The organism is Nonomuraea sp. NPDC052129 (assembly GCF_040680095.1).
Taxonomy (GTDB): domain Bacteria; phylum Actinomycetota; class Actinomycetes; order Streptosporangiales; family Streptosporangiaceae; genus Nonomuraea.
In genome coordinates this window covers 1-12782 of sequence record NZ_JBFAVX010000068.1, presented here as the reverse complement: position 1 = coordinate 12782, position 12782 = coordinate 1, and the positions used below count along the sequence as shown (strand labels likewise).

At 70.0% G+C, this 12782-nt stretch carries 13 protein-coding genes; 6 read left to right on the top strand and 7 right to left on the bottom strand.

Going from position 1 to position 12782, the window contains the following annotated elements; translation table 11 throughout:
* Nucleotides 1-151: 151 nt before the first annotated feature.
* A complete protein-coding gene (locus AB0L53_RS58755) occupies nt 152-808 on the bottom strand; it encodes a CBS domain-containing protein (protein WP_364015659.1) in 657 nt (218 codons plus the stop codon).
* A gap of 281 nt (nt 809-1089) precedes the next feature.
* Here AB0L53_RS58755 and AB0L53_RS58750 point away from each other — a divergent pair, with 281 nt between their 5' ends.
* Nucleotides 1090-1749, top strand: coding sequence for a response regulator transcription factor (locus tag AB0L53_RS58750; protein WP_364015656.1), 660 nt, complete (start codon nt 1090-1092; stop codon nt 1747-1749).
* A 33-nt stretch (nt 1750-1782) separates the two neighbouring features.
* Nucleotides 1783-2190, top strand: coding sequence for a pyridoxamine 5'-phosphate oxidase family protein (locus AB0L53_RS58745; RefSeq protein ID WP_364015653.1), 408 nt, complete (start codon nt 1783-1785; stop codon nt 2188-2190).
* A 130-nt stretch (nt 2191-2320) separates the two neighbouring features.
* Here AB0L53_RS58745 and AB0L53_RS58740 read toward each other — a convergent pair whose 3' ends face one another.
* The 3 genes from AB0L53_RS58740 to AB0L53_RS58730 all read right to left on the bottom strand — a co-directional run bounded on the left by AB0L53_RS58740 (nt 2321) and on the right by AB0L53_RS58730 (nt 4572).
* Complete coding sequence (locus AB0L53_RS58740; protein ID WP_364015650.1) at nt 2321-2788, bottom strand: CBS domain-containing protein; 468 nt, start codon at nt 2786-2788, stop codon at nt 2321-2323.
* Nucleotides 2788-3618 carry a universal stress protein gene (locus AB0L53_RS58735; RefSeq protein WP_364015648.1) on the bottom strand — a complete coding sequence of 277 codons (831 nt, stop codon included), beginning with the start codon at nt 3616-3618 and terminating at the stop codon, nt 2788-2790. Before AB0L53_RS58735 ends, AB0L53_RS58740 begins: the two co-directional genes overlap by 1 nt.
* 429 nt (nt 3619-4047) lie before the next feature.
* The gene (locus AB0L53_RS58730) at nt 4048-4572 is read right to left on the bottom strand and encodes a hypothetical protein (protein WP_364015645.1); all 525 of its coding nucleotides are present in this window, start codon (nt 4570-4572) and stop codon (nt 4048-4050) included.
* 136 nt (nt 4573-4708) lie between these two features.
* Between AB0L53_RS58730 and AB0L53_RS58725 the strand changes: the two genes are divergently transcribed.
* The gene (locus AB0L53_RS58725; RefSeq protein WP_364015642.1) at nt 4709-5053 is read left to right on the top strand and encodes a hypothetical protein; all 345 of its coding nucleotides are present in this window, start codon (nt 4709-4711) and stop codon (nt 5051-5053) included.
* Nucleotides 5054-5159: 106 nt separating this feature from the next.
* On the opposite strand, the gene AB0L53_RS58720 is transcribed toward AB0L53_RS58725, so the two are convergent.
* On the bottom strand, nt 5160-5816 hold the full coding sequence (locus AB0L53_RS58720; RefSeq protein ID WP_364015639.1) for a CBS domain-containing protein: 657 nt from the start codon (nt 5814-5816) through the stop codon (nt 5160-5162).
* 69 nt (nt 5817-5885) lie between these two features.
* A complete protein-coding gene (locus AB0L53_RS58715) occupies nt 5886-6728 on the bottom strand; it encodes a universal stress protein (protein WP_364015636.1) in 843 nt (280 codons plus the stop codon).
* A gap of 280 nt (nt 6729-7008) precedes the next feature.
* Here AB0L53_RS58715 and AB0L53_RS58710 point away from each other — a divergent pair, with 280 nt between their 5' ends.
* The 3 genes from AB0L53_RS58710 to AB0L53_RS58700 all read left to right on the top strand — a co-directional run bounded on the left by AB0L53_RS58710 (nt 7009) and on the right by AB0L53_RS58700 (nt 11532).
* Nucleotides 7009-7707, top strand: a complete 699-nt coding sequence (locus AB0L53_RS58710; protein ID WP_364015634.1) for a DUF305 domain-containing protein — start codon at nt 7009-7011, stop codon at nt 7705-7707.
* A gap of 165 nt (nt 7708-7872) precedes the next feature.
* Nucleotides 7873-10392, top strand: a complete 2520-nt coding sequence (locus AB0L53_RS58705; RefSeq protein WP_364015631.1) for a cation-transporting P-type ATPase — start codon at nt 7873-7875, stop codon at nt 10390-10392.
* Between the two features lie 237 nt (nt 10393-10629).
* Nucleotides 10630-11532, top strand: a complete 903-nt coding sequence (locus tag AB0L53_RS58700; RefSeq protein ID WP_364015628.1) for a universal stress protein — start codon at nt 10630-10632, stop codon at nt 11530-11532.
* A gap of 10 nt (nt 11533-11542) precedes the next feature.
* Here AB0L53_RS58700 and AB0L53_RS58695 read toward each other — a convergent pair whose 3' ends face one another.
* Nucleotides 11543-12529, bottom strand: a complete 987-nt coding sequence (locus AB0L53_RS58695; RefSeq protein WP_364015625.1) for a nitroreductase family protein — start codon at nt 12527-12529, stop codon at nt 11543-11545.
* Between the last annotated feature and the right edge of the window lie 253 nt (nt 12530-12782).

Sequence of the window (12782 nt, the reverse complement as noted above, 5' to 3'; positions counted from 1 at the left end):
GTGGGGGCCCTTTGTGGGGCGCCGTGACCACCCCCCCACACCCCTGGGGCGTTCACCGCGGCCCCCCCCCCCGGCACCTCGGGGGGCCGCGCCCCCCCCCCCCCCGCGAACGGTACGTCGCATCTCATCCTGCTGACCCGCCGAAACGCGCCTACAGCAGTGGAGGGGCGATGACGAGGTCTTCCTTCTCGAACGACACCTCGCACACCACGTCGACGACGCCCTCGACTTTGCCGACCGCCTCCGTGACCGCGATGACCTGAGACCTGTGCCGCACCCGTCCGCCGACGGTCACCACGCCGTTGTCGACCTCGACGGAGAACGCTCCGGTGTCAGGCAGCACGGCCCTGACGTCAGCTTCCAGGTCGGCGGCGGGCCGGGTGAAGACCCGCAGCACATCGCGCTGGTGCAGGGTGCCGACGATCCGCCCGGTGACCGGGTCGATCACGGGCAGCTGCTTGAGGCGCTTGTCGTGCATCAGCCGAGCCGCGTCACGCACGGCGGTGCCCGGCGTGACGGTGATCGCCGGAAAGGTCATGAGCTTGGCCGCGGTCACCGCCGCCGCCTTCTCGTGCTCGCTCCGCCGCCTCCTGGACTCGAACATGGACACGCTGTGCCGTACCGGATCGGCCTCTTTCAGCAGTAGATCGTCCTCCGAGACCACACCCACCGGCCTGCGGTCGGCGTCGATCACGGTGACCGCGCCCACCGCGAACCGCTTCATCGCGGCCACGATCTCGGCGAACGACGCGTCCTCCAGCACGGCGATGGCGACCCGGCCCATGACGTCCTTGACTTGGATGGACATAACCTTCACCTCCACCCTCACCATCCCTCCCCCCGGCTCAGGCCGGCAGTGGCGAAGGACCCGGATGATCCCGTCGTAGGTCCTCTACGCGCGGACCACTGCCACCGGATGGCGGGCAGGGTGCGGACCGCCCGGTCTGACCAAACCGAGCGGCATCGAGGCCATGGTGCCCCGGCTGTGCGAGCCGAGGACCAGCAGCAGCGAGCAGAGCTGTGCGACATTGTCCTGCCAAGGTCTTTGGTCCCTTCCGGAAGCGAGGTGTGGTGACTACCGTCTGTCCCATGATTCGTGTGTTCCTCGTCGACGATCACGAAGTGGTACGGCGCGGCGTGGCCGCCCTGCTGGACGCCGAGGACGACATAGAGGTGATCGGCGAGGCCGGCACCGCCGAGTCCGCGATCGCCCGCATCCCGGCGCTCAAGCCGGACGTGGCGGTGCTGGACGTACGCCTGCCCGACGGCAACGGCGTGGACGTGTGCCGTGAAGTGCGCTCCCGCCTGCCCGGGCTGGCGTGCCTGATGCTGACCTCCTACGCCGACGACGACGCGCTGTTCGAGGCGGTGATGGCGGGCGCCGCCGGTTACGTGCTCAAACAGATCCACGGCTCCGACCTGGTCGGCGCCGTGCGTACGGTGGCTTCCGGCCAGTCGCTGCTGGACCCGCAGACCACCGCCGCCATGCTGACGCGGCTGCGCGAGCAGGCGGCCCGCAAGGACCCCCTGGCCACGCTGTCGGAGCAGGAACGGCATATCCTCGACCTGATCGGCGAGGGGCTGACCAATCGGCAGATCGGCGAGCGGATGTTCCTGGCCGAGAAGACGGTCAAGAACTACGTGTCCAACCTGCTGTCCAAACTCGACATGCAACGCCGTACCCAGGCCGCCGCGCTGGCCGCCCGGCTGCGTGCGGATCGGCGCGATTCCCGGGACTTTCGCCCCTAACCGCGACTAGCCTCGCACGCAAGGCTGTACGGCATGAAACTCGACTCTTCCGGACTCCAGGTGCTCTCCCGCCAGGAGTGCATGCTTCTTCTGGCGTCCACGCCGATCGGGCGGATCGTGTTCACCGATCACGCCCTGCCGGCGGTGCAGCCGGTCACCTTCTGCCTCGACGGTGAGCGGATCGTCATCCGCACCGGGATCGGCTCGAAGCTGGCCGCGGCCACCCGGGAGGCGATCGTGGCGTTCGAGGTGGACGAGTTCGAACCGCGGTCGCGTACCGGCTGGTCGGTGACCGTGGTGGGACCCTCCAGAGCGGTGCGTGACCCCGCCGAACTGGCGCGGCTCGCCGCGCTGCCGCTGACGGCCTGGGCGCCCGGGAGCAGGGACCACTACATCGTGCTGCGGGCCGAGCACGTCAGCGGGCGCCGCATCACTCCGTGAGGTCCGTGAGCAAACGCCCTGCGTACCGGACGTCCCCCGGTCCGGGCCGAAGGACCCTGGCTGCGGCTCGGCCTCACTGTTGAGCAGGTCGCTGATCACGTGGACATGTCGGCGGATACCGCCCATCCGCTCAGTCGCCCGCGGGCAGGACGGGGTCGAGGTGGAACATCCCGGTGACGACCTCGCCCGGCCTGTCGGCGGCCCTGACCCGGCCGGCGACCGCGGCGAGCACATCCCTGGCCGTGATCAGCCCGATCAGCCCCTCCTCCGAGACCACGGGGATCGCGTCGCACCCGGCGTCGAGCATCACGACCGCCACCTCTGACAGCGACATGTCCGGCTGGACGCGCGGCCTGCGCCTGCTGCCAAGCAGCCCGCGCACCTGGCGCCTGAACTGCTCCTCAGGGCCGCCCGACCAGGACGCGGCCACGTCCTCGCGGGTCAGCACGCCCAGCACCTGCCCGTCCTCGACGACCGGCAGGTGATGGACATCGCCCCGGCGCATCAGCTCCCATGCCATCAGCGACGACTCCTCCGGCCTGATCGCCACCAGGATCCGGCTCATCACCTGCTTCGCCGTCAGCGACTCGACGTTCATCACTCCTCCTCTCGCGGACGTACGACCGCGACGGGGCAGGTCACGTGGTGCAGCACGCCGTGGCTGACCGACCCGAGCAGCGCGGAGGCGAACGCGTCCAGCCCGCGCGAGCCGACCACCACCAGGTCCGCCGTCTGTGAGGCCTGAATCAACGCCGCCACCGGGTGCTCACACACCTCCGTGTCGGTGATCTTGACGTCCGGGTTGCCCTCGCGCCAGGAGGCCACCCGCTCGCGTGCCATCCGTACCTGCTGCTGGAAGGCGACCTCCAGCAGGCTGCCGGACACGGCCGCGTACGGCGAGAACATCGGTGTTCGCCACCCGTACGCCACATGCAGCTCGGCGCCCTGGGCGCGGGCCTGCGCCAGTGCGTACTCCATGGCCGCCCGCGAGTGCTCCGACCCGTCGTAACCGACCACCACCCGACCGTGCCGCGCCTCCGTGGGCGCGCGGACGATCACCACCGGGCCGACCGCGTGCCCCGCCACGGCCAGGCTGACCGAGCCCAGCACCAGTCCGGCGAACCCGCCAAGTCCCCTGCTGCCCAGGACCACGCTGTCCGCCGGCGCCGACTCACCGATGAGGTCGTCGATCACGTTCCCGGTCAGCGTCTCCGTCGTCACCTCCGCGCCCAGCTCGCGTGCCCGCGTCGCCGCGGCCTCCAGCGCCTTGGCGCAGTAGGCCCGCCCTCCAGGGCTGTGCGGCCACTGCTCGCACACGTGCACGATCCGCAGCGGCAGCCCTCTGCGCTCGGCATCGGCCGCGGCCCACTCCACCGCCGCCGCCGACGGCACCGACCCGTCCACGCCCACCACGATCCGTCTGGCCATCACGCGTCTCCTTCGCGAGGTTTCCTTCCATCTCCAGCATCACGAAACAAGCACCCCGGCACCCGGGGACGAAGTCCCCGATACAGGTGCCTTTGGTCCCGAATCAGCCGGACGCGCGGGCTCGTCGGCCCGCTCGACCTCCACCTTCAGTTCGGGGGCCACCACCTCCCGGCCGCTCAGCGCCTCCGAGTCTCCTCGTACGATGATCACCGGGCACCAGGCGTGTGTCGCAACCTGGAGGCTCACGGTGACCTCCCTGTTTTTACGATCACCCTCGAGGCAGCGGCCTGGGTAGGGACCTTCGTCCACCCCTGACCGTCTTAGGTCCGCCATGGCTACGCCGCCTGTGACGCGGGCAGGGCCGGCCATCGTGGATGACGGCCAAGCGCCCGCCTCCGTTACCGGAGGCGGGCGCTTGGTCGTGGGCGGCTACTTCAGCCAGGCGGTACGCCGGACGATGGGCAGGGTGCCCAGCCCGAGTGTGGCGCCGGCGTTGGCCAGGGCCAGGCCGACCAGGACGATGGAGTAGATGAGGTGCTCGTCCAGGAACGGGTTGTTGGCCAGCGGCAGTTCGGCGGCCCACATCAGGACCAGCATGAGCGTGCCGGTGACCGCGGCGATCCGGGTGCCGACGCCCAGGATGAGCGCGGCGCCGATGCCGAGCAGGCCGAGCATGAACAGCAAGTCCACCCACGGCTGGCCGGCCAGCGAGCTGAAGAACCCGCCGAGCGCGTTCTCTCCGGTGCCCTTGAGGAAGCCGGTGGTGGGGCTGCCGCCGGAGATCCAGGCGCGGTTGGCGGGGGTGGCGAAGCCCCAGCCGAAGGTCTTGTCCAGGAACGCCCACAGGAAGATCCACCCGATCGAGATTCGGGTGATCGCCCAAACGTAGTCGACGGGGCGGTGTGCGGCGACAGGGCCGTTCTCTAAAACGGGCCTGTTGACGGTGGTGGCCATGATGGCCCCCTTTCAGTGCGGATTCGTCGTTCTCGTCACCTCTAAAGCACACCGCGTGCCCCCTACCCGGGGCAGTGCCGTACGACCCGCAGCTTGAGGACCTTGGTCCCCTCGCGGCTTCCGACGGGACCTTCACGTGCATGGGCCGGCGGCCGTCGGCGACATGGACCCGATCCGCGACTTCGGCCGCCGCACCGGCAGCGCCCGCTTCGAGCCGAACCCGCAACTGGCCGTGTTGACCACCGCCACGGACGAGCCGCTGGATTGGCTGCGCGCGGGGCAGGCGCTCCAGCGCGTGCTGCTGGTGGCGGCCAAGCACGCCGTGTCCGCCTCGTTCCTCAACCAGCCGCTCGACCTGCGCGACATGCGGCGCCACAAGGACTCACATCACCGCCGTGGGCACCCTCAAATGATCATGCGGCTCGGATACGGACCACCGGTGCCACGCGCCCCACGCCGCCCGACCACCAGATCGGGGTAGGCGTCATGCCGTCCAGCTGCCACGCTAGCCGAGTTCGGGGGCAATCCCCTCAGCCGCACATGCGGCTGGATGACCTGCTGGCCGAGCTGCAGGTGCGGCGCGGCCCCTACAGCAGCGGCGGGACGACGACAAGGTCGGCCCTGTCGTAGGTCAGTTCCGAGACGACGTCGATCACGCCCTCCACCCGGCGGATCTCCTCTACCAGCTGGATGGCCTCGGAGGCGCGCGCCACCCGGCCGCTGAGCCGCACCACACCACCGGAGACGCCTGCCGACACCGACGTCAGGTCACCCATCACGGCCCTGATCTCTCTCTCCAACTCGCCCGTCGAACGGCTGAAGACACGCAGCACATCTGATCGGTGCAGAGTGCCGGTGATGCGCCCGGTGACCACGTCGATCACCGGCAGCTGCTTGATCCGCTTCTCGTGCATCAGCCGCGCCGCGTCGCGAACCGGGGTTCCCGGGGTCACGGTGATCGCGGGCGTGGTCATGAGCGCCGACGCGGTGATCGCGGCCGCCTTCTCCTGCTCCGCACGCCGTTTGCGGTTCTCGAAGATCGGGGTGCTGTGTCGTGCCGGGCCCGTTTCCTTGAGCAACAGATCGTCTTCGGAGACGACCCCCACAGGGCGCCCATCGGCATCGATCACGCTGATCGCCCCGAGGGTGTATCGGCGCATCGTCCGCACTATCTCGGCGAACGACGCGTCCTCCCGAACCGCGATGGCGACGTTCCTCATGACGTCCTTGACCTTGATGGACATCTCTGCCTCCTCATCCCTCTCGTAACGATGCGCCCTGGGCCGCCACGGGTGGCATGGGCGAACGTCCCTCTACGCGCGCACCACCGCCACCGGGCAACGGGTGTGGTACAGGACGCCGCGGCTGACCGAGCCGAGCAGCAGCGCACCCGCCGCGCCGTGGCCGTGCGAGCCCACCACCAGCAGGTCGGCTCGGGTGGAGGCGTCGGTGAGGGCTTCCACCGGCTGCGCCGGCTGGACGTCCTCAACGACCGTCACCTGCGGGTAGTCCCTCTTGAAGGTTCCCACCCGGTCGCGGACGGTCTGGTGCTGCGCGGTGCGAACCTCGTCCATGTCGTACGGCGCCTCGGGCGCGTACGCGTGCACGGGTAGTTGCCAGGCGTGCACCACCCTCAGTGTGCTCCGCCGCAGCTCGGCCTGCTGGAAGGCGTAGACCAGCGCGGGCTCGCACGCGGGCGAGTCGTCCACGCCGACCACGATCTCCCCGCGCACCGGCTGGTGATCGCCGCGTACGACCACGACGGGACAGCCCACGTGACCCGCCACATGCGCGCTGACCGAACCCAGCAGCGCGCCGGCGAACCCGCCGAGCCCGCGGCTGCCGAGCACGATCTCCGCCGCGTCCTTGGCCTGTTCGCGCAGCACCTCAGCAGGCGCGCCCTCGATGTCCCGCGTCGTGACCTCGACATCGGGCTGACGCTCATGAGCCAGGGCCAGCGCTTCGCGCAGGATCCGCTGCCCCTCGCGCCGCAGCGCGTCAGGCAGCGCGGCGTTGGGGAACCTGCCGATCTGGTACGGCGAGCGGTCCACAGCGTGCACGATCCGCAACGGCTCTCCCATCCGCAAAGCGTCGTTGACCGCCCACTCCACCGCGGCCCGCGCAGTCACCGAACCATCCACACCTACGATGATCATGATCCGTCCTCCTTCGTCACCTCTCCATCCGACCCGCTCACAGAGCGTCGTTGCAGGGCCGGAAGTCCGGCAGGCAAGAGCCGAAGGACCCTATTCGCCCCGGTGACGGGTGCGCGGCGTCGGCGCCATGGCGGCCATTCGCCTGTGGACCTCCCCAAAGGGGCCACGCCCGGTGGTGGCGTTGGTCCGGGTCATCCGGGTCTTATGGCCCTGTGCCGGGCACCGAGCTTCCCTCAGCGTGGGTGGCGGAGAACCCCTCGACGAGAGTTCGGAGGCCGAGATGAAACGCTCGATACTGGTCGGGATCACGGCCGGATCGCTGCTGGCGGCAACCACGGCGACCGGCATCGCCATTGCTACCGCCGACGATGCCATCGGGCGGCAGGCGGCCGGGCAGTCCACCGTCTGCCAGACCGGCTGGGGCATGATGGGGCCAGGCGGCCCGATGCACGGCGTGGGGGCGAGCGACGAGGCTACTTATCTGCCCCAAATGGTCGCCCACCACCAGGAAGCGGTGGCCGCGGCCAGGCAACTGCAGCGTTCGGGCCGGGCCCAGATGCGCGCCCTGGGCGCCTCGATCGTCGCCACGCAGAACGCCGAGATCGCCACCATGAACACGTGGCTGGCCACCTGGTATCCGGGACGGGCGACAGGCACCCGCTACCAGCCGATGATGCGGGACCTGTCCAAGCTGTCCGGCGATGCGCTGGATGAGACGTTCCTGTGCGACATGATTCCGCACCACATGACCGCGATCATGATGTCCCAGTACCTGCTGGCCTCCGGCCGCGCCCAGCACCCGCGGGTCGCCGCCCTCGCGGCCAAGATCCGCGACACCCAGCACGCCGAGATGTTCCAGATGCAGCGATATCTGGCCGACTGGTTCGGCGGTTCGACGATGCCCGGCCCCATGTGGGGTCGGCCGGGCGGGTCCTCGCAGACGTCTTGGCCGGGCATGGGCGGAATGATGGGTTGGTGAACGCGGCCTGGCAGGCACAGCCGCTTGTGCGAGACGCCTGCCATTCGGCCCTGTCCCCATGGGACCTTCGCTTCTGGTTCGACAGTTCAGCACCTGCGAAAACAGGTAGGGAAATGATGCGGTCCCCCGATGTGGTCCGGAAGACAGCAGGTCAGAGAGGAAGACATGGTGATTCCCGCGCCCTCTGGGTTGTCGTCCGTGGAGGCGGCCGTGCGTCTGGAGCGGGACGGGGCCAACCTGCTCCCGCAGCAGCCGCCCGTTGCGTTGTGGCGGCGGGTGCTCGCCCAGCTTCGCGATCCGCTGATCGTCGTTCTGCTCGTGGCGGCGGCGTTGACCATCGTCACGGGCGACTGGACCGACACCGCCGTCATCATGCTCGTGGTCGTGGTCAACACCTCCGTCGGGGTCGCGCAGGAGATCCGCGCCGACCGGGCGATCACCGCATTGTCGCAGCTCACGGCCCCGGTAGCGCGCGTGATCCGCGACGGTTCCCAGACGCGGATTCCGGCGGCCGAAATCGTCGTAGGAGACGTGCTGGTGCTGGCCGAAGGCGACATCATCGTGGCCGACGCCACGGTGGTGGAGTCGGCGGCCTTGCTGGTGGACGAGTCGTCCCTGACCGGCGAGTCGGTGCCGGTGGACAAGGCCGGCGACGACCCGGTCTCCTCGGGCACCGCCGTGGTCAGAGGGCGTGGCCGCGCCGAGGTCACTGCCGTCGGGGCGGCCAGCGCGAGCGGCCGTATCGCCTCGATGATGGTCAAGGGAGCCGGTCTCACACCGTTGCAACAGCGGCTGATGGGAGTGGGCCGCCTGCTGGCCGCCGTCACGGTGTTGCTGTCCGCGCTGGTGCTGGCCCTGGGCCTGGTCCGCGGGCAACCGGTCGAGCTGATGGTGGTGACCGCGATCAGCCTGGTGGTCGCGGCCGTGCCCGAGTCGCTGCCCGCCGTCGTGACCTTGAGCCTGGCCTTGGGAGCTCGCCGGATGGCCGCGCGCAACGCCCTCGTACGCAGGCTGCCCGCCGTGGAAACACTGGGCTCGGTGACCGTACTCGCCACCGACAAGACCGGGACCCTCACCGAGGGCCGGATGGTCACCCGGCACGTGTGGACCCCGCAGGGCGAGGCCACCATAACCGGCTCCGGATACACACCCGACGGCGCGGTCGAACGCGACGACTCCCTCGACGAAGCGGGCCTCACCGACCTGCTGACGGCGGCCGTACTGTGCAACGACGCGCGATTGTCACCGCCGCAGGACCCCGGCCAGGAGTGGACGGCGCTCGGCGACCCGACCGAGGCGGCCTTGCTCGCCGCCGCCGCCAAGCTCGGCCTGGACCGCAAGAAACTGCAAGAGCGCTTCCCGCGCGTCGCCGAGCGTCCCTTCGACAGCGAACGCAAGCGGATGAGCACCGTGCACCGCCTGCCCGGCGGACAGGGCCGGGTAATCTGCAAGGGAGCACCCGAAGCGCTGCTCCACCCGCCCATCCTGGTCGACGACCCGGCGCTGCTGGCCCGCGCGGCCCAGCGCGCCGAGCAACTCGCCCATGCCGGATACCGGGTCCTGGCGGTGGCGAGCGCCGACCTGGACACCGTCCCGGAAACAGCGCGGGAGAGCGGGCTGTCGCTGCTCGGACTGGTCGGCATCCTGGATCCACCGCGTCCCGCGGCGGCCGCCGCGATCGCCGCCTGCAAGCAGGCCGGCATAAGACCGCTGCTCATCACCGGCGATCACCCCGGGACCGCACGCGCCGTCGCCACCGAGCTGGGCATCATCGCCGTCGGCGACCCGGTCGTGGACTGCCGAGACCCCTTCGATCAGGCCGGGGCCGGAGTGTACGCCCGCGCCACCCCGGAACAGAAGCTCGAGATCATCCAGAAACTGCGGGAGCGCGGCGACACCCTCGCCATGACCGGTGACGGCGTCAACGACGGACCTGCGCTACGCCGCGCCGACATCGGTGTGGCCATGGGCAAACGCGGCACCGAAGTCGCCCGCCAGGCCGCCGACCTCGTACTCGCCGACGACAACCTGGACACCGTCATCGCGGCGGTCGAGGAGGGCCGCCGGGTCTACGCCAACATCCGCCGCTTCCTGGTCTACGCCCTGTCGGGCGGAGCCGCCGAGATCGCGGTGATGCTGCTGGGGCCGTTCGCCGGCCTCGCACTCCCCCTGCTTCCCGCCCAGATCCTGTGGATCAACCTGCTCACCCATGGACTGCCGGGCGTGGCCCTCGGCGGCGAGCCGGCGATCCCCGGAGCCATGACCGCCCCACCCCGGCCGCCCACCCAGAGCATCCTGGGCGCCGGGCTGTGGCAGCGCGTGATCCGGATCGCCGTCGTCCTGACCGCCGTCACCCTCGGCGTCGCCGTCTGGGCCCACCAGACAGGACGACCGTGGCAGAGCATGGCCTTCTTCGCCCTCGGCGCCACCCAACTCGGCGTCGCGCTCGGTTCCCGCACCAAGCCCGGCTCGCTGGCCAACCCCATGCTGCTCCTCGCCGTCGCCGGCGCGTTCGTCCTGCAGCTCGCCGGACTGTACCTCCCGCCACTACGCGAATTGCTCGGCACCGAACCACTGGCCCTGGGCGACCTGTTGATCGTCACCGCGCTGTCCACCCTCGGCTACGCCGCCGTCCGACTTGATCGCGTCCTGCACCCCTCCCGCCCGCCGGTGACATCGCACTGACCGGGACGGGGCGAGCCGTTCTGCGCCTTCCACTTTCCCGCCGGCGGCGTCAACACCCTCATCTCCAGGTGGGGTGACCCTGAATACAAGGTCACCGCCGTACGGCTGACAGCGCCGTCCGGAGCGGACTGAGGCAAGCGAGATAGGGCCAAGAGTTTCATCGCCTATGGGTCTCATCTCATCGGCTTGGGGAAATGCCGCATGGACAGAGAAATTCCTCTTCCAGGAGGCAGCGCGGTGAGCGATCGATACGCTGGTCGGCCAATTCTGGTCGGCTACGACGATTCGCCTGGGAGCCATGAGGCGCTGCACTGGGCGGTCGAAGAGGCGCGGCTGCGTGGGCTACCCGTACTGGTCTGTCATGCTCTGCACTGGCCCTATGTGCTCAGGCCTGTCGCACAGGAGGTCCTGACGCAGATCGAGCAAGTCGCCCTCGCCGTCGTGGACGAGGGCGTCCACCGTGCCCGAGCCCTGGCTCCGGATGTGGATGCCCAGCCGCTGCTGGGGAGAGGTACCCCCTCGGCCGTGCTCCTGGAGGCCACGCGCGAGGCGGAGATGACCGTGCTCGGGTCTCGCGGGCGGGGCGGGTTCGACGGCCTTCAGGTGGGGTCGGCCGCCGTGCAGGTGCCCGCGCACAGTGTCAGGCCGGTCGTCGTCGTACGGCCCCTCCCGCGACCGAGCGGCCAGGACGTCCGGATCGTGGTCGGCATCGACGGCTCACCCGCGAGCCTGGCGGCCTTCGATCTCGCGCTGGACGAGGCCGCGTTGCGCGGCGGCTCCCTGACGGCCCTGTGCTGCTGGGGAGATTGCCGATCACCGTCGTGGCAGGAGCCGCTTCCCTTCGTGGATTCGCACGCGCTGCGCAAGGGAGCGGAAGCCCGCTTCCATGAGGTCGCGTCCCAGCTGGCGCGCAGACACCCCGATGTACCGGTCACGGCGGACTTCGTGACCGAGCGGCCCCAGCGCGCGCTGATCGACGCGGCCAAGGACGCCACGCTCCTCGTGCTCGGCAACCGGGGAAACGAGTCACCCGCCTGCCTTCTGCTGGGACCGGTCACCCAGACCGCGCTTCTCGAAGCCTGGTGCCCGGTCGCGGTGACCCCCACCGTCAATCTGAGGCCGCTGTTCCCACCGGGATGAACCCCGATCCTCATGCCAGCATGTCGGGCAGCGGACGCCGGACGGATTCCTTGTCATCGAAGGTGATCCCCAACCGCATGATCATCTGCGGATACTCCTGCGAGCACACCTCCTGCCTGAGGAACTCCCGCAGGTGGTACATCTCCAGCGCCTGGGTGTGGAAGGCGGCGCTGACACCGTACGCGGAGGCGTGCAAGAGGACGCTTTGCAGTGCCTGTCCCGTCGCGATCCATTCCTGGCGGGTGTCGCCCGGGGTGGTGAGCAGGGCCACGACTCCGGTGGCCGTGGAGGCGCGCTGGTCCGCTTGGCTGCCCCAGTCGTGGCGCCAGGCGTAGTCGCGCTGCGGGAAGTGCGGGTCGGTCCGGGCCGCCCGGCGCGGGTAACCCTCGGCCGGCACGCCGTCCTTGCGGGCGCTGCCGGGTGGCCGAGCCCAGCGGATCACTTCCAGGCTGAGCACCCGGTCCTGCGCCTGCGCCGCCTGCGCGGCCTGGGTGAGCGCCGCGATGATGCTCACCGCGGCGGGCGAGCCGACCGGAGTCAGCCTGGCCCCCTCGCTCCTCGCGTCCTTGACCAGCCCATCGACCAGCCGCTCGGGCACGGGCAGGTCGGTGAACCCCGCCCGATGGGTGCGGCGCCGCTCGATCTCCGCGCCGAGCGCCCGCGTGTGCTGGTCGGTCTCCAGTTCCGTGCCCACGCTGATCGTGGCCAGCAGCGAAGGCCGGTCCGGGTCCGGCAGCACCCGGACGGACGGCTCATAACCCGCACATCGCAGCGCCGTACGGATGGTGAAAAGAGCGGCTCCGCAACTGATCAGCAGCTCCCTGCCGGCGCTGTCGCCGATGAGCAGCTTCCTGTCGGTGTCGGCCCGCAAACTGATCTCCTCACCGGACACGCCGAAGGACCAGGGCTGTGTGTTGTGCACGGAAGGGGCCCAGCGAGCGGCCTTCAGTGCCGCCTGGATGGCATGCTCCCGATGCTGTGCCGTACGAGTGACCATGACAGCACCTCCGATCGGTGATGACCCCAGCGCATCACATCGGGGAGGCAGCGGGGCAGGGCCGAAGGTCCCGCCCCGGCAGAGGCATCGGCCCTGAGGGCCGCGCTCCGCTGCTGCGCCGCCTGCGCTGACCAACGACCACCCCGTTCGGGACTTCCGGCCCTACCAGGCGCACCACCGTCGGAGCTGTGATGAAGGTACAAGGACAGCAGATGAGAAGGGTTGAGCCGTGAAGCGCAGGACCGTCGCCGAC